Origin of the sequence: Roseomonas sp. GC11, assembly GCF_024437745.1 — a bacterium.
In the GTDB taxonomy this organism is placed as follows: Bacteria; Pseudomonadota; Alphaproteobacteria; order Acetobacterales; family Acetobacteraceae; genus Pseudoroseomonas.
This window is the reverse complement of the sequence record NZ_JANFNY010000003.1, coordinates 65,841-86,296: the sequence shown is the minus strand read 5'-3', so window position 1 is coordinate 86,296 and position 20,456 is coordinate 65,841. Positions and strand designations below refer to the sequence as shown.

Here is a 20,456-nt window from a genome sequence, read left to right as displayed (position 1 = left end):
GCGCCTTACCCGGCCACCAGGACGGGGGCGGCGCCATCCCAGCGATAGGGCTCCAGCTGCGGGTTCAGCGGCGGCTGGCCGAGATTGTTGGCGAAGTTGCAGAGCGTGGCGAGGCTGACGCCCAGCACCACCTCGAGCGCCTGCTGGTCGGTGAAGCCGGCTTCGTGGAAGGCGGCGAGATCGGCATCGGCCACCTGGCCGCGCGTCGCGATGACGGCGGCGGTGAAGCGGCCGATGGCGGCGAGGCGGGGCTCCGGGGCGGGCTCGCGGGCGCGCAGCGCCTCCACCGTCGCCGCGTCCATCCCGGCCTTTCTGGTGGCGATGGCGGTATGGCCGGCGACGCAGAAGCCGCAGCCATGCGTGGCGGCGGCGGTGATCTGCACCACCTCGCGCTCCGGCAGGGAGAGGCTGGCGCGGGCATTGATGCCGGAGACGGTCAGGTAGGTCTCGAGCGCCACGGGGGCATTGGCCAGCACGCGCAGCAGGTTCGGCAGGTAGCCATTGGCCTGCTGCGCCGCCTCCAGGGCGGGGCGGGCTTCGGCCGGGGCATTCTCAGGGGTGCGCAGGGGCAGGCGGGACATGGCTTTCTTCCTCCGGTCCTTGCCGGGGTGCCCCGTGCGGTCGGGCGCATCCATCCGGGCTTTGCGGCCTCATACGTCGGATGAAAGCGCATTATCAAGCATCACGATCAGGAAGTGTTGTTTTTGCCCGCCGGCGGCGGGAATGGATGTACCCTGTCTGAATGATGACATGGAGTTCATTTTATGCCATGAAGCGCCCGATCCGCCCTCCTGGTGGGCGGCTTTCAGGGATGCAGGCATATCGATGTTCGGTCTGTTCAAGCCGCAGGCTCCGGCGCTGGCGCTCACCCCCCGCAACTGCCTCGTCGTCTCGCTGATCTATTGCATGGGCGCCGATGGCGAGGTGGATCACGAGGAAATCGGCCATCTCCATTCGGTGCTCGGCCCTTCGGCCACGCGCCAGCAGCTGGAAGCCGTCATCGGCTATGCCCGGACGACGGCGCCGGACGCCTTCCTGGCCGCCGCGGCGCCGCAGCTGCGCCATGACCAGAAGCTCTGCATCGTCCTCAACATGATCGACAGCGCCATGGCGGATGGCGATGCGGAGCCCGGCGAGCAGCGCCTGGTCATGCAGTTCGCCGAGGCCTTCGGCCTCACCGAGGCGGAGCTGACCCCGCATTTCCGCACCCTGGTCGCCAAGAACGACCGCGCGGTGCTGGACCGCTGATCGCAGCCAGGGGAGGGGCGGGCGCATCGCGGCGCCCGCCGCCCGTGGCGCGGGGGATTATCCCCGCTTCGCCCTGCGCGCGGCCTCGGCGAGGCCCACCAGCCAGTCCTGATGGCCATTGATCATCGGGTTGGGCCGGGCCCTGGCGAGGTCCTTCGCCGGTTCGCCATTCTGCGTCTCCTGCGTCAGGATGCGCAGGCGCCCGCCGGGCAGGTCTTCCAGCAGCCAGGCATGGTGCACATCGAGCCGCGTGGCGCCCTCGCCGGCCCAGCCATGCCAGGCGAGGCGGGCGGGCTGGCCCGGCTCCGGCGGCACGCATTCCACCACCTGCGCCTCCACCGGGAAGCCGAAGGTCCTGAAGAAGAAGCGGCGCTGCGGCGTCAGCGCCTCGCCTTCCCCGTCATGGAAGCGGATGTCGGAGGAATTGGCGTAATAGGCCGGCCAGCGCGCCGGAATGGCCAGGAAGGGCCACACCTCGGCCACGCTGAGGCCCTTCACGATGACCTCGTTGGAGGCAAAGTTGTCGCACTCGCCGGGGATATAGCCCTCGGGCCAGATAATCGCGTGCATCATGCTGCTCCGTGGTGGTGTGGTGGACGCGGCCCGGGCGCGGCCGGGCGGCAGAAGGCTCGCCAGCAGGAGCCAGCGCCTGGGGAAACTCATGCCTCGCCTCGCGCCCAGCGGCGGTGCAGTTGCACGGCGCCGGTCATGTTGAGCTCGCCCAACCCGGCCTCGATGGCGCGGCGGAAGACGTCGCGCACCGCCGCGCTGGCCGGCAGCTTCTCGGCCGCGCCATCGCAGGCCAGCAGGTAGCCAAAATCCTTCTCGATCAGCGCGACGGGGAATTGCGGGGCGAATTGCCCGGCGACCATCGAGCCGGCGAGATAATGCGCCACCGGCGCGAAGACCGAGGTCTGCGACAGGATCCGCACCGCCGCGCCTGGGTCCATCCCTTGGCGCTCGATCAGCGGGATCAACTCCGCATAGGCGGCGACCTGGATGCCGAGCAGCGCATTGGTCACGAGCTTCAGCACCGCCCCGGCGCCGAGCGGGCCGGCATGGTGCACGGCACCCCCGATCGCGCCCAGCACCGGCATGGCCCGCGCCAGCACCCCGGCCTCGCCGCCGGCCAGGACCACCAGCTGCCCCGCCTCCGCCTGTGGGCGCGAGCCGGACACTGGCGCCTCCAGCAGCGCCACGCCGCGCGCCATGGCCGTGGCGCCCAGCTCGCGCACCCAGGCCGGCGTCAGGGTCGAGCTTTCCAGGGCGGTGCTGCCGGCCGCCATGCCGCCCAGCGCGCCGGTTTCACCCTCCAGCCAGACGCTGCGCGAGGCCTCGTCGTCGCGCAGCATGGCGAGCACAAAGGCGGCGCCCGTGGCCGCCTCGCGCGGGGTGGCGGCCTGCCGGGCACCCTGAGCGACCAACGGCGCGGCAGCCTCCGGGCTGCGGTTCCAGACGGTCACGTCATGGCCGGCCTGGAGCAGGCGCGCCGCCATGCGGGAGCCCATCGCGCCAAGACCAAGAACAGAGATACGCGACATGGCCACTCCTTCTCGCGGGCCAGGGAGGACCCGCTGACGGGGTGGGTATCAGCGTATTTCTGATATCAAACCAATCGCGGTTGGATATATGAGCCATCATGGCTCACGATATCAGGACCCTCGACCTCAACCTGCTGAAGACGCTGGATGCCCTGCTGGAGGAGCGCAGCGTCACCCGCGCGGCGGCGCGGCTCGGCCTGACCCAGCCGGCGGTCAGCGGCATGCTCACCCGCCTGCGTGACGCCTTCGGCGACCCGCTTTTCATCCGCGCCCAGCGCGGCATCGTGCCGACGCCGCGCGCGCAGGAACTGGCCGCGCCACTGCGCCAGGCGCTGTCTGGCATCGAGGCGATGCTGCAGCCCGCGGCATTCGATCCGGCGCGGGCCGATTTCACCCTGGGCATCGCGGCCACGGATTATGCGCTGCGCGCCATCCTCGTGCCCTTCATGGCCGCGCTGCGGGCCCGCGCGCCGGGTATTCGTGTCGCGGTCCTGCCGGTGCAGGCCGCCCGCCTGCCGGAGCAGCTGGAGCGCGGTGAAATCCACCTCGCCCTGGTGACGCCGGAGAGCCTGCCCCCTGGCCTGCGCGCCCGCCGCCTTTTTGAGGAACGCTATGTCTGCGCCCTGCGCGCGGGGCACCCGGCCGCCGCCGCGCCGCTCGACCTGGACCGTTTCTGCGCGCTGGACCACGCCATGGTCTCGCTCACCGGCGGCGGTTTCCTGGGCGTGACGGACGAGGCCCTGGCGCGCCTCGGGCGGCAGCGCCGGGTCAGCCTCTCGGTGATGAGTTTTCTCGCCCTGGTCGAGATCCTGCGCGAGAGCGACCTGATCGCGGTGGTGCCGGAGCGGCTGGTGGCGGGCGCGGCGGGGCTGGCGCTGCGCCCGCCGCCGCTGGATATTCCCGGCTTCACCAAGCTGGCCGTCTGGCATGAGCGGACACAGCGCGACCCCGGCCACCGCTGGGTCCGCGCCCTGCTCGCCGGGCTCTAGACAATACGGCGCGGGGTTCTTGAGTGGGGCTTCGCCCCTCTCCGCACCTGCGCGGCAGTGCCGCGCAGCCACCCAAGGCCAGAGGCCTTTGGAATCCCTTTCTGAGGGCGGGTGCAGGGGACCCTGTCCCCTGCCCAAAGGAAGAAAGGGGGGAGTTTGAGGGGGCAAAGCCCCCTCAAGCCACAGGCGGCCTGCCCGTCTCTCAGGCCACCGGCCGGTAGCGCTCCAGCCAATGGGCATAGGCGGCGGGCAGCACCCAGGCGGCCTTCTCCACCCCGAGGGTCCTGGCTGCCTCATAGGCCCAGTGCGGGTTCGCCAGGAAGGCGCGGCCGACCATGGCGAGGTCGAGCTGCCCCTGTGCCACGGCCTGCTCCGCCAGCTGCGGCGTGTGGAAGCCCCAGGCCGAGCCGACCGGCAGCCCCGCCTCCTCCCGCACGCGCTGGGCGATGGGTGCCATGAAACCCGGCGTGGACCAGGGAATCCGCGCCTCCGGGGTCGAGAAGCCCATGCTGACGGAAAGAAAGTCCAGCCCGCGCGCCTTGAAGCCGCGCGTCACGGTGATGGCCTCGGCCAGCGTCTCCTCGTCGCGCCCGTCATATTCCAGCACGCCGAAGCGGGCGGTCAGCGGCAGGTGTTCCGGCCATTCGGCGCGCACGGCCTCCAGCGTCTCGAACAGGAAGCGGCTGCGCCCGGCGAGGTCGCCGCCATAGGCATCCTCGCGCCGGTTGGCATGCACGGAGAAAAAGCTCTGGCCGAGATAGCCATGGGCGAAATGCAGTTCCAGCCATGCGAAGCCGGCATCGCGGGCGCGGCGCGCGGCGGCGGCGAAATCGGCGCGCAGGCGGGCGATATCGGCCGGCGTCATCGCGCGCGGCACGCGCGGCAGCGTGTCGCTGAAGGCGATGGCGGAGGGGGAGATCGTCTCCCAGCCGCGCGGGTCGCCCGCGGCGATATGGTCATCGCCCTCCCAGGGGCGGTTGGCGCTGGCCTTGCGCCCGGCATGGCCGATCTGGATGCCCGGCACGGCGCCGGCGGCGCGGATGGCGGCGGCGATGCGCGCCAGCCCCTCGGCCTGGGCGTCGTTCCACAGGCCGAGGCAGCCCGGGGTGATGCGCCCCTCCGGCGAGACGCCCGTGGCCTCGACGATGACGAGGCCCGCGCCGCCGCGCGCGAGGCTGGTGTAATGCGCCTGGTGCCAGTCATTGGCGAAGCCATCCTCGGCCATGTACTGGCACATGGGCGGCACCGCGATGCGGTTGCGCAGCGTGACATCCTTCAGCGTGAAGGGCGTGAACAAGGCGGACATGGGGTCGTGTCTTTCGTCAGGCGTGTGGCCGGCGCGGGGGCCGGCCGGAGGCGTGGCGCCGCCGCGCCCGGTGGCGCGCGCGGCGTGGAAAATGCTGTGGTGGGGGAGGAGGCCAGGGCCGCGCCAGGAGGCAGGGCGCTACGGGCAGGGCGCTACGGGCAGGGCGAGGGGCTGGGCATCGGTCCATGGTCCTGGGAGGATGGTCGACCTCCAGATAGGTCCGGTATTCCATCAGGAGAATATCGTCTCTCTTATGGTTTTAATAAGATATCATGATCGCAAAACCGGAATGGCTGCGCTCCTTCGCCACCACGGCGGAACTCGGCAGCTTCACCCGCGCGGCGCAGCGGCTGGACCTGACGCAGGCCGCCGTCAGCCAGCATATCCGCGCGCTGGAGGCCCGGTTCGGCCCCCTGCTGATCCGCCGCCCCCGGCAGGTGGAGGTGACGCCGGCCGGGCGCGCCCTGCTCGGCTACTGCGCCGAGGTCGACCGCGCCGCCCGCTGCCTGGCCGCCCGGCTGGCCGGGCAGGAGGAAAGGCGGGGCGAGATCGGGCTGATCACGCCGGGCAGCGTCGGGCTTTTCCTCTACCCGCTGCTGCTCGACCTGCAGCAGGCGCAGCGCGGGCTGGTGGTGCGGCACCGCTTCGCCCCCGATGCCGAGGTGATCGAGGCCGTCCTCGACAGCCGCTATGAGCTGGGCCTCACCGCCCGCCGCCCGGACGACCCGCGCCTGGAGGTGGCCGCCTTCGCGCAGGAACCGCTGGAGCTGGTGGTGCCGGCGGGGGAGGCGGTCACGGGCTGGGCGGATCTGCAGCGGCTGGGCTTCATCGACCACCCGGATGGCCAGGCCATGGCCAACCGCCTGTTCAGCCAGCGCTTCGGCCGCCATCCCGGGGTGCAGGCGCTGCCCTGCCACGGCTTCAGCAACCAGGTCTCGCTGCTGCTGGAGCCGGTGGCGCGCGGGCTGGGCTTCACCGTGCTGCCCCGCTATGCGCGCCGGGCCTTCCCCCGGCCCGAGGCGGTCCGGGTGGTGGAGGAGGGCGCGCCGGTGGTCGATACGCTCTGGCTGATCCACCGGGCGGAATGGCCGGTCTCGGCGCGGGCGCGCTATGTGCTGGGCCACCTCGCGGCCTGGATGGGCTGCGCCTGGACGGCGGCGCCCGCCCCGGAGGCGGCGGGGGGCGGCCGCGGCCCATAACATTTCCTCATGGAGTCCATGCCGCTGGTCAGTTCCCCCGGCGGGGCGGCCTGCGGCAGGATCCCCCCGCCGACCGGCCCCGTTCCGCCGCCGCTTCCGAGGGAAACCATGCACGACCTGACCCGCTGCGTTCAGCACCCCGTTGTCTCCCAGGAGGGCTTCCGCAGCCTCGCGGTGCCGACCTACCGCGCCTCCACCATCCTCTACGAGGATGCCGGCAGCTTCGCCGCGCGCGGCCAGCGCGGCTTCGACGGCTATACCTACGGCCTGCACGGCACGCCGACGACGCGCACGCTCGAGGCGCAGCTGACGGCGCTGCACAACGGCATCCGCACCGTGCTGGTGCCCTCGGGCCAGATGGCGGTGTCGCTGGTCTTCCTCACTTTCCTGCTGCCCGGCGACCATGTGCTGGTGCCCGACAACGCCTATGGCCCGGTCCGCTCCGTCTGCCGCGACTATCTCGCGCCGCGCGGCATCCGTCACACGCTCTACGACCCGCTGATCGGCGCCGGCATCGCCGGGCTGATCGAGCCGCGCACGCGGCTGGTCTGGGTGGAATCCCCCGGCTCCGGCACCATGGAGGTGCAGGACATCCCCGCCATCGCCGCCGCGGCCCGGGCGCGGGGCGTGCTGGTCGGCTGCGACAACACCTGGTGCACGCCGCTGCTGTTCAAGCCGCTCGACCATGGCTGCGACTTCGCGGTGGAGGCGCTGACCAAGTATGTCGGCGGGCATTCGGATCTGCTGCTCGGCTCCGTCACCGTCCGGGATCTCGCGCTGCGCCAGGGCCTGAAGGAGGTGCTGCGCAGCCTCGGCATCGGCGTCTCGCCGGACGAGGTGGCGCTGGCGCTGCGCGGGATCGAGACGATGGGCCTGCGCCTCGCGCATGTCGGCCGGGTGTCGGAGGCCTTCGCCCGCCGCCTGCAGGACCACCCGGCGGTGGAGCGGGTGCTGCATCCCTGCCTGCCCTCCTGCCCCGGCCATGATGTCTGGGCGCGCGACATCCGTGGCTCGGGCGGGGTGTTCAGCATCGTGCTGAAGCCGGGGGCGGAGGCGGCGCTCAACCCGGCCCTGACGGCGCTGAAGGTGTTCGCCATCGGCGCCTCCTGGGGCGGCACGCGCAGCCTGATCGCCCCCATGGCGGTCCAGGGCGACCGCAGCGTGACGCCCTGGACCCATCCCGGCGCCGTGCTGCGCATCAGCATCGGCCTGGAGGAGGAGGGCGAGCTGTGGGCCGAGCTGGAGCGGCTGCTGGACGCCCTGGCCACCGCCGGCGCGCCGGCCCTGGCCTGAGCGGGCGGGCGCGCCGCTGGGGGCCGGGCCAGCCCCGCCCTATTCCGCCGCCCGCGCGGGGCCTTTCCCTTCCGGGCGGGCCTAGCGCGCCCTGGTGGAGGCGGTGCCGCGGAGGCGCGGGGTGGTGGCCTTGCCCGCCCCCTGGTCGCGCGCCGCCAGCAGGGCGGCGACGAGGTGCTTCACCAGGATCGATTTCTGCGTGTCCGGGCGGAACAGCAGGTAGGTCCTGAAATAGACCTCCGGCTCGAAGGGCCGCAGGACGAGGCCGCGCTCCAGGAAGCCCTCCGCCGCGACGGCCTGCGCCAGCCCCACCCCCACCCCCTCCAGCGCCAGCGCGCAGACCGTGGCGGCGAAGGGCGTTTCCACCACCACATTCGGCCGCGACCCCGCCGCGTCCAGCACGGCGTTGAAGCGCGCCCGCGCGCGGTCCTCGGCCGAGAGGGCGATGAAGGGAAGGCCGTCGAGATCGGCGGGGCGGATGACCGCCCGGCTGGCCAGCGGGTGGCCCGGCGGCATGACGCAGCAGGCGCGCCCGCTCGAGAACACCCGGTGGTCGACGCCGGAGAGATCCACCTCATCGGCGGCGAGGCCCAGGCTGAAATTGCCGTTCACCACCAGGTCCCGCACCTGCGACGACAGGGCGATCTGGAAGGTGATGGCGATATCCGGGTGCCGGTCACGGAAGAGGCGGATGGCGCGCGGCACCACGGTGTGGCCATAGGCGGCGAGGCTGGCGATGCGCAGGGTGCCGGCGCCGAAATCGCGGATGCGCGCCGCCGATGTCCGCAGCCGGTCGAGGCCGATGAAGCTGGCGCGCACATCGGTGAAGAACAGCTGCCCCTCCGGCGTGGGCACGAGGCGGCCGCGCACCCGGTCGAACAGGGCGAAGCCGATGGCCGCCTCCAGCTCGGCGATGGCGCGGCTGACGGCGGGTTGCGTGACCCGCAGCAGTTCCGCCGCGCGCGAGGCGGAGCCGCTGATCATGACGGCGTTGAACACCTCAAGCTGGCGGTGGTTCACGGCATCCTCTCCTGTCGCCGCCGCCCCGGCGGCTCATCCCGCGCGCCGCGCGGCCCTGGCGCGGGGTGCCGCGCCCTTCCCGGCCGCCTGCCCGGCGCGCGATGGCGGCGGCGTGGTGAAGGCGTCCAGCCCGCCCGCCGCCAGCACCTGGGCGACGCAGCCATCGATATGCGCCCGCAGCACCGCGCGGGCCGTCGTGGCATCGCGCGCCAGGGCCGCCTCGAGCAGCCGGCGGTGCTCGGCCGCCGCCACCTCCCCCCGGAAGACCACGGCGACCATCTGGTAGCGCAGGTAGCGGTCATAGGCGGCCATGTGCGCCCGCAGCAGGGTGCGCGAACCGCAGGCCGCGATCAGGGCGTGGTGGAACTCCCAGTCATAGCGCTTCCACAGGGCCGCATCGGCCGCCTCGCCCGCCAGCAGGCTGCGCTCCAGGGCCGCCAGCTTGTGGTGGGCCGACACCACGCCGCCCTCCCAGTCGAGCCCGCCGGCGGCGAAGGCATGTTCCAGCGCATGCGCCTCCAGCAGCAGCCGCAGCGCCGCCACCTCCTGAAACTCCGCGGTGGAGACGGGCGCGACCTCGAAGCCGCGCTGGCCCTCGGCCACCACCAGCTCCTCCGAGGCCAGGCGGTTCAGCAGCTCCCGCAGGGTGCTGATGCTGGTGCCATAGGTCTCGCGCATCCAGTCCAGGCCGAGCCGCTGCCCGGGGGCGAGGCGGCCAAAGACGATATCCGCGCGGATGCGGCGATAGGCGGCTTCGCCGACCGAACTGTCCTCCATCTCGTCTCCGGGGCCGGGGGTCACAGGCGCGCAGAGTTTCACCAGCCGGGCATGGCGTCAAATATCCGTTTTTTCCGATATCATCCGATGATTATCATCATATCGGTTGACTCCCTCCTCCACCTGCGCCGAGATGGCGGCGAAGAGGGGAGAAAACGCCGTGTCACCCAAGCCCGGCCGGGATGCCGCCCCGGTGAGCCGCTGCATCCATGTCCTGAACGGCCCGAACCTGAACCGCCTCGGCCGGCGCGAGCCGGACATCTACGGCCACACCACCCTGGCCGAGGTGGAAGCCCTGTGCCGCGCGGCGGCGGGCGCCGACACGGTGGTGTTCCGGCAGACCAATTGGGAAGGGCAGCTGGTGGAGTGGATCCATGAGGCGACGGATGGCGATGCCGCCGGCCTCGTCATCAACCCCGCCGGGCTGAGCTTCACCTCCATCCCCGTGCTCGATGCGCTGAAGATGTTCGGCCGCCCCGTCATCGAGCTGCACATCTCGAACATCCACCGGCGGGAGGCGGTCTATCACCGCTCGCTCGTCTCCACCGTGGCCACGGCGGTCATCGCCGGGCTCGGGGCCCGCGGCTATGCCACGGCCATCCGGGCGATGCAGGAGCTGCTGGCCTGAGGCGGCCACGGCCAGGCCCCGGCAAAACCACAAGACGCAAAACCACAAGACGCAAGACCAGAAGACGACACCAGGGAGGAAAAACCATGCGGGATGCGACAGAAGAGGCGCCGGCGCTCCGCCGCCGCGCGCTGCTGGCGGGGCTCTCGGCGGGGCTTGTGGCGGGGCTGGGCGCGCTGCCGCTGGCGGCCGGCCGCGCCGCCCGGGCGCAAACCCCGGCCCCGGGATATCCGAACCGGCCCGTCACGGTCATCGTGCCCTTCGCGCCGGGCGGCTCGACCGATTTCGTGGCGCGCCTGCTGGCGCAGCATCTCTCGGCCCGGCTGAACGGCAGTTTCGTGGTGGAGAACCGCGCGGGCGGCAGCGGCACGCTGGGCCATGGCGCCGTGGCCCGCGCGCGGCCCGATGGCTATACCCTCGGCGTCTCGCCCACCGGCACCTTCGCCCTGGCGCCCTTCCTCTTCGAGAAGCTGCCCTATGACAGCGAGAAGGGCTTCGCGCCGATCAGCCTGCTGGCGGGCAATGCCATGTTTGTCTGCGTCCATGCGTCGAGCCCCATCCGGGACTATGCCGGCCTGGTCGCGGCGGCGAGGGCGCAGCCGGGCAGGCTCAGCTATGCCTCGGCCGGGGCGGGCACGATCGCCCATCTGGCGCCGGAGCTGATGCTCGACATGTCGGGGACGGAGATGCTGCATGTCGCCTACCGCTCGGGCGGGCTGCAGGTGCAGGCGGTCATCGCGCGGGAGGCGCAGCTCGGCTTCATCGATACCGTGACGGCCATTCCCTATATCCAGTCCGGCGAGCTGCGCGCCCTGGCGGTGACGAGCCCGGAGCGCAGCCCGCAGGTGCCGCAGGTGCCGACCCTCGCCGAATGCGGGCTGGCCGGCTACCGCGCCACCAATGATTTCGGCTTCTTCGCCCCGGCGGGCTCGCCGCCCGAGATCGTGCGGCAGCTTTCCGCCTCGGCCCGCGAGATCCTGGCCCTGCCGGAGGTCAGGGTGCGTTTCGAGGCCGCCGCGATCGACATCTATGCCGGCACCGCCGAGGCCTTTCCGCCCTATCAGGCGGAGGAAGCCCGGCGCTGGGGCGAGCTGATCCGCCGCCGCAACATCCGGATGGAATAGGGGCGCGGCCGCATGACCCCCGCGATGCTCGCCATCTGGAGCGATGTGGCGCCGGAGCAGGAGACGGATTACCTGCACTGGCTGACGCGCGAACACACGGCGGAGCGGCTGGGCATTCCCGGCTTCGAGGCGGTGCGGGTCTTCCGCGCCAGCCTGCCGGAGGCCTGCCGCTACCTGATCCTCTACGACCTCGCCGCCGCCGCGGTGCTGGTCAGCCCGGCCTATCTCGCCCGGCTGAACGCGCCGACGCCCTGGTCCCGGCGCATCATGCCGGGGCTGCGCAATTTCGCCCGGGGCGGCGGAGAGATCCGCGCCGGCCGTGGCACCGGCGGCGGCGGGCATCTGCTGCCCCTGCCCCTGCCCCTGCCTCTGCCCGTGCCCCTCGGCCAGCCGCCCGGCGGGGTGGAGCCCCTGCTGGACGCCCTGGCGGCGGAGGATCGCGTCTGCGCCGCGCGGCTGCTCGAAGTCGACCGCGAGGGGTCCGCCGTGCCGACGAATGAGAAGGCGCTGCGCGGCGGCGATGCGAGCTTCCCCGGCCTGCTGCTGGTCGAGGCCACGGACGCGGCCACGCTGCGCCGCGTGCTGGAGCGGCACCGGCGGGCTTTCGCCGCGCTCGGCGCCGGGGAGGAAGAGCCCGTCTTCTGCACGCAGGTGTTCTCGCTGCGGCAGGCGGCGCCGGCGTGAGGCGCGGCCCCTTCACGGCCCGCCGGCGGGGAGGCCGGCCATGCGCGCGCGCAGGCGCGGCACGGCCCAGTCGAGGAAGCGCCGGAGCTTGAGCGCCGGCGGGCCGGCCGGCGCGTGGAGCAGATGCACCGGCAGCGGCGCGGGCGCGAAATCCGGCAGCAGGGCCAGCAGCCGGCCCGACCGCAATTCCTCCGACACCTGGTAGGACAGCACGCGAAGGATGCCGAGCCCCGACAGCGCCGCCTGGATGGCCGCCTCCGTCGTGTTCACCGCGAGCTTCGGATGCGGCTCGACCGCGAAGGCCGCGCTGTCCCCCCGGTAGCGCCATTCCGGCGCCGTGGCGAAGCCCTGGAAGCTGATGCCGTCATGCCCGGCCAGATCATCCGGCTGGCGTGGCATGCCGCGGCGGGCGAGATAGGCGGGGCTCGCGCAGATCACCCGGCGCACCTGGCCCACCCGCGTCGCGATCAGCGCGCTGTCCGCCAGATGGCCGATCCGCAGGGCCACATCGACATGCTCCTCCACCAGGCTGATCGGCCGGTCGACCAGGGACAGGCGCAGGTCGATCTCCGGCTGCTCCCGCAGGAAGCCGAGCGCGATGGGCAGGAGATGGCGCTCGCCGAAGGCGACCGGCGCGGTCACATGCAGCCCCCCGCGCAGCGCGCCCTGCTGGCCGGCGGCCTCGCGCTCCGCCGCCTCCACCTCCTCCAGGATGCGGCGCGAGGCGGCGACGAAGGCGCGGCCCTCCTCCGTCAGCCCCAGGCCCCGCCGGGTGCGCAGCAGGAGGCGCGCGCCCAGATGCCGCTCCAGCTCGGCGACCTTGCGGCTGACCGTGGCCAGGGGGGCGCCCAGCCGCCGCGCCCCCGCCGAGAGGCTGCCCGCCTCGACCACCGCCAGCAGCACCGCCATCGCGTCCAGCCGGTCCATCGCATCCTCCCGGAAAGCGGGAGGCTCGCTCCCGCAAGGGCGGGATACTCCCACAAACGCCGGCTCATTAGCGTCACGCTATGGTGGGCAGGCCGTCCTGGCCCTCCGCCGCATTCCCATGACCAGAGGAGGGTGTCATGCCTCACATCTCCCGCCGTGCCTGGGTCCGTGGCCTTCCCCTTGGCCTGCTCGCGGGGGGGCTGGGCGGCGGGCTCGCGCCCGCCAGCGCCCTGGCCCAGGCAGCGGTCTCCGGAACGGTTTCTGGAACGGTAGCCCCGGCCCCGGCCCCGGCCCCGGCCCTGGCCCCGGTCAGCGTCACGCCGCTGGCGCAGATCCGCATCGGCCGCTTCACCGTGACGGCCCTGACGGATGGCTATGCCGACATGCCGTACAGCTATTTTCCCGGCCGCAGCGCCGCCGATGTCGCGCAGGACGCGGCCGCGCAGTCCACCGCCCGGCCCGGCGGCGTGCGCTTCCTGTTCAACCAGTATCTGGTCGAGGAAGGGGGGCGCCGCATCCTGATCGATGCCGGCCCGGCCGGCTCCATCGGGCAGACCGGCGCGCTGCCGCAGGCGCTCGGCCAGCTCGGCCTGCGGCGGGAGCAGATCGACGCGGTGATCGTGACGCATCTGCACCAGGACCATATGGGCGGGCTGGTTGTGGAGGGGCGGAACAACTACCCCGGGGCGGAACTCTATGTCGACCGGCGCGACGTCGCGCACTGGACGGACCCGGCGAAGCGCAGCGGCGCGCCCGACTACCTGCGCCCCAGCTTCGACATGGCGGCCGAGCTGGTGCGCCTCTACCCCCGGCTCCAGGCGATCGATGGCGAGCGCGAGATTTTGCGCGGCCTCTCCATCGTCGACCTCACCGGCCATACTCCCGGCCATATCGGCGTGCGGGTCGAGGATGGCGGGCAGAGCCTCATCATGGTGTCCGACATGCTCTTCCCCGTGGTGCATCCGGGCGCGACCGATGTCTGCTTCCTATTCGAACAGGACCGCGCGGCGGCGCAGGCGATGCGGGAGCGCTTCTTTCCGCGCGCCGCCGCGGAGGGCGCGCTGATCGCCGCGACGCATATGCCCTTCCCCGGGCTGGGCCGCATCGTCGCTGACCGGGGGCGGATGCGCTGGCAGGTGGCGGACTGGGCCTTGCAGGGCTGAGGACAGGGCAGGGCTGAGGACAGGGCAGGGCGCCGGGCCGGGGGAGCTCCCCGGCGGCGGCGCGGGGAGAGGCGGAGATGAGCAGCCGGTATCTGGAGATCGCCACCACCCCCTCCGTCGCCGCCGCGCGCGCGCATGGCGGCGGTGTGGCGCGGTGGACGCAGGGGGGCGTGCAGGAGGGCGGGGCCTTCGCGGGCCCTGAGCCGGGAAGGGAGGATCCGCGCCAGCCCCTCGGGGCGCCCGAACGCGCCTTCATCGCGGCGCGCGATGGCTTTTACCTCGCCAGCGTCTCGCAGACCGGCTGGCCCTATGTGCAGTATCGCGGCGGGCCGCCCGGCTTTCTCCGGATCCTGGAGGACGGGATGCTGGGCTTTGCCGATCTGCGCGGCAACCGGCAGTACATCACCACCGGCAATGTCCAGGCGGATGGCCGCGTCTCGCTGTTCCTGATGGATTACGCGCACCGGCAGCGCCTGAAGATCTTCGGCCGGATGCGCCTCATCGATGCCGCCGCCGATGAGGCCCTGCGGGAGCGGCTGGCCGTGGCCGGCTATCCCGGGCGGGTCGAGCGCCTCGCCCTCATCACGGTCGAGGCTTTCGACTGGAATTGCCCGCAGCACATCACCCCGCGCCTCACGCAGGCGGAGCTGGAGGGGGTGCTCCGCCCCGTGCGCGAGGAGCTCGCGGCGCTGCGGCGGGAGAATGAGCGCCTGCGCCAGGCGCTGCACGCCCAGGACCCCGCCCCGCGCGCCGGGCCGGAATGACGCCGCGCCCCCTTCAGGCGCCGAGATGCTGCGTGAAGAAGGACTGGATCCTGTCGAAGGGGATCACCGAGGCGCGGTCATACAGATCGACATGGTTGGCGCCGGGGATGATCAGCAGTTCCTTGGGTTCCGCCGCCGCGGCATAGGCCGTTTCGCTGAAATAGCGCGAATGCGCCTTCTCGCCATGGATGAAGAGCACCGGGCGGGGCGAGATTTCCGCGATGTAGCGCAGGATCGGCATGTTCATGAAGGAGAGCGGGGTGGTGAGCGACCACGAGCCGTTCGAATTGACGGAGCGCGGGTGGAAGCCGCGCGGGGTGCGGTAGTAGTCGTGGTAGTCGACCAGGAATTGCGGCTCGCCGCCCTTCAGCTCGTTCATGACGGGGCCATGGGCCGGGCTGCCCCGCTCCGCATCCTGCCAGCGCTGGCGGCTGAGCTGCTCCAGCGTCGCGCTGCGCTGTTCCAGGGTCACGCTGTCATTGTAGCCCTTCGACATGACGCGGGTCATGTCATACATGGTGCTGGCGACGACGGCCTTGACGCGCTTGTCCACCGCCACGGCGTTCAGCGCCATGCCGCCCCAGCCGCAGATGCCGATGACGCCGATGCGCTCACGGTCGGCGGCGGGCAGGAGGCCGAGATGGTCCACCGCCGCGCTGACATCCTCGGTATTGATGTCGGGCGAGGCGATGTCGCGTGGCTCGCCGCCGCTTTCACCGGTATAGGAGGGATCGAAGGCGAGGGCGATGAAGCCACGCTCCGCCATGGTCTGCGCGTAGAGGCCGGAGGACTGCTCCTTGACGGCGCCGAAGGGGCCGCAGACGACCAGCGCCGGCAGCCGCGCGGCGGGCGGGTTGCGCGGCGTGTAGAGGTCGCCCGCCAGGGTGATGCCGTAGCGGTTGCGGAAGCGGACCTTCTGGTGCGCCACCTTCTCGCTGCGGGGGAAGACCTTGTCCCAGTCCTGTGTCATGCCCTGCGCCTTTGCCGGGGTGGGGGAAAGCAGGGTGGTGGCACCCAGGGTGGTGGCGCCCAGGGCGGCCAGCCCCGTGCCGCCTGCCTTCAGCACGCCGCGCCGGGTGGCTTCCACCGGCGGCGGCCCGGGGGGGAACTTGCTGGCATCCTGTTCCATGGCGGCGGCTCCTTGCGGAAACGGATTGCGTCCCCGCTGATCTATCCCCGGGGCCCGGCGGCGTTTAGCCGGCTGGCGTCGATCAGGGTCATGCCGCCACGGCATCAGTGGCGGCATCCGCGCCCGCACCGGCCATGGCACGCGGCGCCGCTCAGGGCGTGATCGACGAGGCGCCCGCCGTGGCGATCTCCTCCTCGCTCATGCCGCGCCGCCAGTGGGAGAAGGCGACGCATTGCCCGGCCGCCAGGCCCGCCTCCTTCAGCAGGTAGTGGCGCAGGTCGCGGAGGGCGCTGAACTCGGCCCCGCCCCAGAAGAAGAGGCCGCCCTTGTCCGCCGGCAGCGCCAGCCGGCGGGCCTCCTCCACCAGCAGGCGCGTGCTGCCCGGCGCGGCGCCCGCGCGGTGCAGCCAGCGGATCTCCAGCCCGGGCGGGCGGGCAAGCTCCTGTTCCTCCTCCGGCCCGGCGATCTCGACCAGCGCCACGCCCCGCGCCGTGGCCGGCAGCCCCTCCAGGATGCGGGCGATGCCGGGCAGCCCCGTCTCGTCCCCCGCCAGGAGATACCAGCTGGCCGGGCGCGGGCCATGCGCGGCGGGGCCGAGCAGGCCCGCCACATCACCCGGCACCGCCCGCAGCGCCCAGCGCAGCCCCGGCCCATCCCCGGCATGGCGGACGAAATCGATCTCGACCACCCCCGCCGCTGCGTCGATGCGGCGGAGGGTGTAGATGCGCGAGGCCAGCCGGCCCGAGCGCGGCCAGAGCACGCGCCCGCCATCATCGAGATGCGGCCATTCCGGGGCGGCGTTCCCCTCGCCCGGGAAGAGCAGCCGGCAATGCAGCTGGTCCGGCGCGTCATAGCGGGCGAGGTCATGGCCGGTGAAGCGGATGCGCCGCACCCCCGGCGTCACGTCCCGCACCTGCCGGACGGTGAGAACGCGCAGGTCCGGCGGCAGCATCGCCCCGGCGGTGTCGCCGTCCCAGGCGATCACCAGGGCTTCCTCGCGCGCGACGAAGTCGATCAGGCTCGTCAGGTCGTGCTTCAGCCGGTTGAAGGCGGGGCCGTCCGGTGCCTCGATGGTGATGTCGAGCCGCCCCGGCCCCGGCACCAGATGGCCCCGCCCGCCGAAGGGCGAGGTGACCGCGTGGCCGCCGGGCAGGGGCCGCAGCGTGAGGTGATGCGCCGCCAGCGAGGCCAGGATGCGCTCCAGATAGGTGGCGATCCGGGGGAAGGGGATGCTGGTCCGGGCTTGGAGGGCAGGCATGTCAGTCTTTCAGGGCCAGGGGATCGGAAGCGGGGGATCGGAAGCGGGGGATCGGCAGCGCGAGGCTCAGGCGAGGCTCACCCAGAGCGGCCCGGGCAGGGGCCGCGCCAGGAAGCGGCTGTTGAGCAGGCCGAGCGTCTCGCCCGGGTCGAGATCGCGGAACAGGCCAGGGTGCAGCCACCGCGCCGCCGCCTCGACGAAGAGCAGGTTGAGCGGCCGGATGGCGACCAGCCCGCTCCAGATGCCATGGACGCGGCCGTCCCGGATGGCGGGCAGCAGGGCCAGCCCTGGCCGGGCGGCGAGGCGGCGCAGCGCCGCGCGGGCGGCCTCCGGCTCCAGCCCGGGGCCGATGGCGGGGCGCAGGCCGGGGGCATAGGCCCCGCCGGTGGCGATATAGGCCGCCGGCGCCTCGGCGATCAGCTGTTCGGGCGACAGCTTCGCGAACCAGCGCGCCCCCGCCGCCCCGGGCACCCGGCCGCCGGCCAGGGCCAGCAGCGCGCCCCAGATGCGGCCGCCAGCCGCCCAGCAGCACTCCTCGAAGGTGGATTGCACCTCGAGATAGGTGCTGCACGGCGCCACATGGGCCAGCCGGTCCGTGACCCTGCCCAGGCGCTCCTCGACAAAGCCGGAAAAGGCCGTGGCCTCCGCCTCGCGGCCGAGCAGGGCGCCCCACAGGGCCATGAGCCGCGCCAGGCTGTCCAGCGGGCCCCCGGCGGCGTCCGGCGCATCGGGCCGGTTGGCATCGGCGCTGCTGAAGACGGTGGGGATGCCCGCCGCGGCCAGCTGGCGCACCAGGGGGCCGCCGGCCAGGTCCGGCTCGGCCTGGGCGGTCGCCACCACGAGGTCGGGCGCCAGGGCGAGGATGGCCTCCGGCGAGCGGGACTCCGCCGTCACGCCGCCCACCACGGGGATCGGCCCGCCGCCGGGGCGCGCATCGTAGTCGCGCCGGAGCAGGTCGCTGTCGAGCAGCTCCACCCCCGCCCAGCCGGCGACGAGGCTGGCGGGGTCCGGGTGCAGCAGCGCCATGGCCATGATGTCCCGCGCATCCAGCAGGACGATCCGCCGCGGCGGGCGGGCGAGCGCCACGCGCCGGCCGAGCATGTCGGTGACGCGGGGGCCGCCCGGCGGCACGGCGGCGGCGAGGAAGGGCGTGGCGAGCAGGGCCGCGAGATGGCGGCGGCCGGGCCGCGGGCGCGGCGCCCTCACCAGCGGTAGCGCAGGCCGCCCAGCACCCGCGCGCCATTGCCGTACTGGCAGTAATAGGTGGAGCTGCAGCTGGCGTAATATTCCCGGTCGAACAGGTTGGTGACGTTCAGCGTCGCCTGCGCGCCGGCCAGCGCCGGGCTGATCTTCGCCAGATCGTAGCGGGCCGCGAGATCAACCAGCGTGTAGCCGCCGGCGCGCACGGTGTTGGCGTCATCGCCATAGCTGCTGCCGACGAAGCGCAGCCCGGCGCCGAGCGTCAGCCCGTCCAGCACGCCCTCGCCCAGGCTGTAGCTGGCCCAGACCGAGCCGTAGTAATCCGGCGCCGCCTGCGGCCGCTTGCCGATATTGGCGGTGGTGGTGGAGCGGGTGACCTCGGTGTCCAGCAGCGTCAGGCTGGCGATCAGCTCAAGGTCGCGCGTGGCCTTGCCGCGCGCCTCCAGCTCCACCCCGCGCGAGCGCACCTCGCCCTGCTGCACCTGGAAGCCCGGGATGGCGCCGGGGGTGAGCACATTCTCCTGCCGGATCTCGAAGACCGAGGCGGCGAAGAGCGCGTTCATGAAGGAGGGCTCGTATTTGAGGCCGGCTTCCCATTGCCGCGCCTCGGTCGGCCGGAAAGCGCTGCCCTGCGCGTCCACCCCCACCACCGGCTCGAAGGAGGTGGAATAGCTGACATAGGGCGCGATGCCGTTCTGGAAGCGGTAGAGCAGCCCGGCGCGGTAGCTCGGCGACTGGCTGGACTGCGTGCTGCTGGTGCCGGCCAGGCGGTTGTCGCTCTGCTGTTCCGTCCAGTCATGCCGCGCGCCGAGCAGCAGGCGGAAGCCGCCGAGGCTGATCTGGTCCTGCACGTAGAGGCCGGCCTGCTGCAGCGTCTGCCTGCTGTCGATGATCTTGGTGAGCGCGCCGACGGGGATGCCATAGCGCGGCGCCATGACATCGAGCGGGGAGGCCGCGCCGTAGAGATAGTCCCAGGTGCTGACCGAGCGTTGCAGGTCGAAGCCGACCAGCGCCCGGTGCGCGAGCACGCCGGTGGTGAAGGTGATCTGGGCGTTGTTGTCGGCGGCGATGCCATCCACCCGCTCGATCGAGCGCAGGGCCTGGCGCGGCATGAGGCCGCTTGCGCTGACCGGGCCCGCCATCTGCAGGCTCTGGAAATCGAGGTCGATCGCCGAGTAGCGCAGCTTCGAGGTGAGGCTGACGGCGGCGTTGACGCGGTGCTCCAGCGTGTAGCCCAGGGCGTATTGCGTGCGGTCGTAGCGGTCGAAGGAGGGATCGCCGACATTCAGCTCGCGCGTCAGGAAGCGCCCCACCGCGGGCGAGGCCAGGCCGCGGGCATAGAGCGAGTTGAAATAGCCGCCCTCGGGGTCGTGCTGGTAGAAGCCCTGCAGGGTCAGCCGGGTCTCGGCATTCGGCTGCCAGGCGAGGGCCGGCGCCACGGCGATGCGCTGTTCCTTCACGCCGTCATACTGGCTTTCGGCGGTGCGGCCGATGCCGCTGAAGCTGTATTGCCACACCCCCGCCGCGTCGAGCGCGCCCTGGCTGGTCAGGCCCGTCTGCAGCCGCGCATGGCTGCCGGCCTCCAGCCGCACCTCGTTGGAGGGGGTGGCGGCCGGGGCGCGGCTGATCTGGTTGACGAGGCCGCCCGGCGTGGTCTGGCCATAGAGCACCGCCGCCGGGCCGCGCAGCACGTCGAGGCTGTCGAGCAGGAAGGGATCGACCGCCGGCAGGGCGAAGGCCTGGCCGCGCGGCAGCCGCAGCCCGTCCAGGAAATCGACCACGCTGGTCGTTGTGCCGAAGCTGCCGAAGCCGCGCAGGAAGATGCTGTCGTAGCGCGTCGTCGTCTCCATGCCGGAGAGCACGCCGGGGGTGTAGTTCAGCGCGTCGCGGCCGGTCTGCGCGTTCTGGTCGTCCAGCTGCCGGCGGGTGACCGTGCTGATCGACTGCGGGGTCTCGGCCACCGGCGTGCCGGTCTTGGTGGCGGTGGCCGAGCTGCCTTCCAGATAGCTCTCGGCGGTGCCGCCCCGGCTACCTTCCACCGCGACCGCCGGGAGGGCGAGGGGATCCTGCTGCGCCCGCGCCGGGGCGGAGAGCGCGGCCATGGCCACCGATGCCAGCAACACGGCGCGCCGGCGCGCGCTCACTCCGTCATGCATTCCCAGTCTTCTCCCGCTCTGGCCGAAGGGCATCCGGCGTTTTGCGAATG

At 72.5% G+C, this 20,456-nt stretch carries 21 protein-coding genes; 9 read left to right on the top strand and 12 right to left on the bottom strand.

Annotated features, from left to right (window positions below; all coding sequences use genetic code 11):
- Nucleotides 1–5 precede the first annotated feature (5 nt).
- Entirely contained in the window at nt 6–581 is a 576-nt protein-coding gene (locus NON00_RS01845; protein WP_256017068.1) for a carboxymuconolactone decarboxylase family protein, read from the bottom strand.
- Between the two features lie 69 nt (nt 582–650).
- The gene (locus NON00_RS01840; protein WP_256017065.1) at nt 651–821 is read right to left on the bottom strand and encodes a hypothetical protein; all 171 of its coding nucleotides are present in this window, start codon (nt 819–821) and stop codon (nt 651–653) included.
- Nucleotides 822–825: 4 nt separating this feature from the next.
- On the opposite strand from NON00_RS01840, the gene NON00_RS01835 reads away from it, so the two are divergent.
- Nucleotides 826–1,248, top strand: a complete 423-nt coding sequence (locus NON00_RS01835) for a TerB family tellurite resistance protein (RefSeq protein ID WP_256017062.1) — start codon at nt 826–828, stop codon at nt 1,246–1,248.
- Nucleotides 1,249–1,305: 57 nt separating this feature from the next.
- Here the strand turns inward: NON00_RS01835 and NON00_RS01830 are convergent, their stop codons facing one another.
- The gene (locus NON00_RS01830) at nt 1,306–1,821 is read right to left on the bottom strand and encodes an SRPBCC domain-containing protein (RefSeq protein ID WP_256017059.1); all 516 of its coding nucleotides are present in this window, start codon (nt 1,819–1,821) and stop codon (nt 1,306–1,308) included.
- 86 nt (nt 1,822–1,907) lie between these two features.
- A complete protein-coding gene (locus NON00_RS01825; protein ID WP_256017057.1) occupies nt 1,908–2,789 on the bottom strand; it encodes an NAD(P)-dependent oxidoreductase in 882 nt (293 codons plus the stop codon).
- Between the two features lie 98 nt (nt 2,790–2,887).
- Here NON00_RS01825 and NON00_RS01820 point away from each other — a divergent pair, with 98 nt between their 5' ends.
- A complete protein-coding gene (locus tag NON00_RS01820; protein ID WP_256017054.1) occupies nt 2,888–3,778 on the top strand; it encodes a LysR family transcriptional regulator in 891 nt (296 codons plus the stop codon).
- A gap of 202 nt (nt 3,779–3,980) precedes the next feature.
- Here NON00_RS01820 and NON00_RS01815 read toward each other — a convergent pair whose 3' ends face one another.
- The gene (locus NON00_RS01815) at nt 3,981–5,084 is read right to left on the bottom strand and encodes an NADH:flavin oxidoreductase/NADH oxidase (RefSeq protein WP_256017051.1); all 1,104 of its coding nucleotides are present in this window, start codon (nt 5,082–5,084) and stop codon (nt 3,981–3,983) included.
- A 272-nt stretch (nt 5,085–5,356) separates the two neighbouring features.
- Between NON00_RS01815 and NON00_RS01810 the strand changes: the two genes are divergently transcribed.
- Together NON00_RS01810 and metC are read left to right on the top strand one after the other, a co-directional pair.
- Complete coding sequence (locus NON00_RS01810; protein WP_256017048.1) at nt 5,357–6,283, top strand: LysR family transcriptional regulator; 927 nt, start codon at nt 5,357–5,359, stop codon at nt 6,281–6,283.
- 108 nt (nt 6,284–6,391) lie between these two features.
- Nucleotides 6,392–7,576 (top strand): cystathionine beta-lyase, encoded by a 1,185-nt coding sequence (gene metC, locus NON00_RS01805; protein WP_256017046.1) that lies wholly within the window; start codon nt 6,392–6,394, stop codon nt 7,574–7,576.
- 81 nt (nt 7,577–7,657) lie between these two features.
- Here metC and NON00_RS01800 read toward each other — a convergent pair whose 3' ends face one another.
- Together NON00_RS01800 and NON00_RS01795 are read right to left on the bottom strand one after the other, a co-directional pair.
- Nucleotides 7,658–8,596: a LysR substrate-binding domain-containing protein gene (locus NON00_RS01800; RefSeq protein ID WP_256017043.1), complete on the bottom strand. Its 939-nt coding sequence runs from the start codon at nt 8,594–8,596 to the stop codon at nt 7,658–7,660.
- 33 nt (nt 8,597–8,629) lie between these two features.
- Nucleotides 8,630–9,373 (bottom strand): GntR family transcriptional regulator, encoded by a 744-nt coding sequence (locus tag NON00_RS01795; protein WP_256017040.1) that lies wholly within the window; start codon nt 9,371–9,373, stop codon nt 8,630–8,632.
- Between the two features lie 160 nt (nt 9,374–9,533).
- Here NON00_RS01795 and NON00_RS01790 point away from each other — a divergent pair, with 160 nt between their 5' ends.
- The 3 genes from NON00_RS01790 (at nt 9,534) to NON00_RS01780 (ending at nt 11,809) form a co-directional block, all read left to right on the top strand.
- Nucleotides 9,534–10,001: a type II 3-dehydroquinate dehydratase gene (locus NON00_RS01790; protein WP_256017038.1), complete on the top strand. Its 468-nt coding sequence runs from the start codon at nt 9,534–9,536 to the stop codon at nt 9,999–10,001.
- Nucleotides 10,002–10,087: 86 nt separating this feature from the next.
- Nucleotides 10,088–11,125: a tripartite tricarboxylate transporter substrate binding protein gene (locus NON00_RS01785; RefSeq protein ID WP_256017037.1), complete on the top strand. Its 1,038-nt coding sequence runs from the start codon at nt 10,088–10,090 to the stop codon at nt 11,123–11,125.
- 12 nt (nt 11,126–11,137) lie between these two features.
- The gene (locus NON00_RS01780) at nt 11,138–11,809 is read left to right on the top strand and encodes a DUF4286 family protein (protein ID WP_256017035.1); all 672 of its coding nucleotides are present in this window, start codon (nt 11,138–11,140) and stop codon (nt 11,807–11,809) included.
- A gap of 12 nt (nt 11,810–11,821) precedes the next feature.
- Here NON00_RS01780 and NON00_RS01775 read toward each other — a convergent pair whose 3' ends face one another.
- Nucleotides 11,822–12,736: a LysR family transcriptional regulator gene (locus NON00_RS01775; RefSeq protein ID WP_256017034.1), complete on the bottom strand. Its 915-nt coding sequence runs from the start codon at nt 12,734–12,736 to the stop codon at nt 11,822–11,824.
- Nucleotides 12,737–12,873: 137 nt separating this feature from the next.
- Between NON00_RS01775 and NON00_RS01770 the strand changes: the two genes are divergently transcribed.
- A complete protein-coding gene (locus NON00_RS01770) occupies nt 12,874–13,899 on the top strand; it encodes an MBL fold metallo-hydrolase (protein ID WP_256017031.1) in 1,026 nt (341 codons plus the stop codon).
- Between the two features lie 77 nt (nt 13,900–13,976).
- Nucleotides 13,977–14,663, top strand: a complete 687-nt coding sequence (locus NON00_RS01765) for a pyridoxamine 5'-phosphate oxidase family protein (RefSeq protein WP_256017029.1) — start codon at nt 13,977–13,979, stop codon at nt 14,661–14,663.
- A gap of 13 nt (nt 14,664–14,676) precedes the next feature.
- Here NON00_RS01765 and NON00_RS01760 read toward each other — a convergent pair whose 3' ends face one another.
- The 4 genes from NON00_RS01760 to NON00_RS01745 all read right to left on the bottom strand — a co-directional run bounded on the left by NON00_RS01760 (nt 14,677) and on the right by NON00_RS01745 (nt 20,406).
- Nucleotides 14,677–15,792 carry an alpha/beta hydrolase gene (locus NON00_RS01760; protein ID WP_256017027.1) on the bottom strand — a complete coding sequence of 372 codons (1,116 nt, stop codon included), beginning with the start codon at nt 15,790–15,792 and terminating at the stop codon, nt 14,677–14,679.
- 151 nt (nt 15,793–15,943) lie between these two features.
- On the bottom strand, nt 15,944–17,050 hold the full coding sequence (locus NON00_RS01755) for a siderophore-interacting protein (RefSeq protein ID WP_256017024.1): 1,107 nt from the start codon (nt 17,048–17,050) through the stop codon (nt 15,944–15,946).
- Nucleotides 17,051–17,116: 66 nt separating this feature from the next.
- Nucleotides 17,117–18,256, bottom strand: a complete 1,140-nt coding sequence (locus NON00_RS01750; protein WP_256017022.1) for an ABC transporter substrate-binding protein — start codon at nt 18,254–18,256, stop codon at nt 17,117–17,119.
- The gene (locus tag NON00_RS01745) at nt 18,253–20,406 is read right to left on the bottom strand and encodes a TonB-dependent siderophore receptor (RefSeq protein WP_256017020.1); all 2,154 of its coding nucleotides are present in this window, start codon (nt 20,404–20,406) and stop codon (nt 18,253–18,255) included. Before NON00_RS01745 ends, NON00_RS01750 begins: the two co-directional genes overlap by 4 nt.
- Nucleotides 20,407–20,456: the final 50 nt, after the last annotated feature.

Bases quoted from the DNA above. Each gene is read 5' to 3' on its own strand.
- NON00_RS01845 (WP_256017068.1), bottom strand. From the start codon at position 581: ATGTCCCGCCTGCCCCTGCGCACCCCTGAGAATGCCCCGGCCGAAGCC.
- NON00_RS01840 (WP_256017065.1), bottom strand. From the start codon at position 821: ATGCCTGCATCCCTGAAAGCCGCCCACCAGGAGGGCGGATCGGGCGCT.
- NON00_RS01835 (WP_256017062.1), top strand. From the start codon at position 826: ATGTTCGGTCTGTTCAAGCCGCAGGCTCCGGCGCTGGCGCTCACCCCC.
- NON00_RS01830 (WP_256017059.1), bottom strand. From the start codon at position 1,821: ATGATGCACGCGATTATCTGGCCCGAGGGCTATATCCCCGGCGAGTGC.
- NON00_RS01825 (WP_256017057.1), bottom strand. From the start codon at position 2,789: ATGTCGCGTATCTCTGTTCTTGGTCTTGGCGCGATGGGCTCCCGCATG.
- NON00_RS01820 (WP_256017054.1), top strand. From the start codon at position 2,888: ATGGCTCACGATATCAGGACCCTCGACCTCAACCTGCTGAAGACGCTG.
- NON00_RS01815 (WP_256017051.1), bottom strand. From the start codon at position 5,084: ATGTCCGCCTTGTTCACGCCCTTCACGCTGAAGGATGTCACGCTGCGC.
- NON00_RS01810 (WP_256017048.1), top strand. From the start codon at position 5,357: ATGATCGCAAAACCGGAATGGCTGCGCTCCTTCGCCACCACGGCGGAA.
- metC (WP_256017046.1), top strand. From the start codon at position 6,392: ATGCACGACCTGACCCGCTGCGTTCAGCACCCCGTTGTCTCCCAGGAG.
- NON00_RS01795 (WP_256017040.1), bottom strand. From the start codon at position 9,373: ATGGAGGACAGTTCGGTCGGCGAAGCCGCCTATCGCCGCATCCGCGCG.
- NON00_RS01785 (WP_256017037.1), top strand. From the start codon at position 10,088: ATGCGGGATGCGACAGAAGAGGCGCCGGCGCTCCGCCGCCGCGCGCTG.
- NON00_RS01780 (WP_256017035.1), top strand. From the start codon at position 11,138: ATGACCCCCGCGATGCTCGCCATCTGGAGCGATGTGGCGCCGGAGCAG.
- NON00_RS01775 (WP_256017034.1), bottom strand. From the start codon at position 12,736: ATGGACCGGCTGGACGCGATGGCGGTGCTGCTGGCGGTGGTCGAGGCG.
- NON00_RS01770 (WP_256017031.1), top strand. From the start codon at position 12,874: ATGCCTCACATCTCCCGCCGTGCCTGGGTCCGTGGCCTTCCCCTTGGC.
- NON00_RS01765 (WP_256017029.1), top strand. From the start codon at position 13,977: ATGAGCAGCCGGTATCTGGAGATCGCCACCACCCCCTCCGTCGCCGCC.
- NON00_RS01760 (WP_256017027.1), bottom strand. From the start codon at position 15,792: ATGGAACAGGATGCCAGCAAGTTCCCCCCCGGGCCGCCGCCGGTGGAA.
- NON00_RS01755 (WP_256017024.1), bottom strand. From the start codon at position 17,050: ATGCCTGCCCTCCAAGCCCGGACCAGCATCCCCTTCCCCCGGATCGCC.
- NON00_RS01745 (WP_256017020.1), bottom strand. From the start codon at position 20,406: ATGCATGACGGAGTGAGCGCGCGCCGGCGCGCCGTGTTGCTGGCATCG.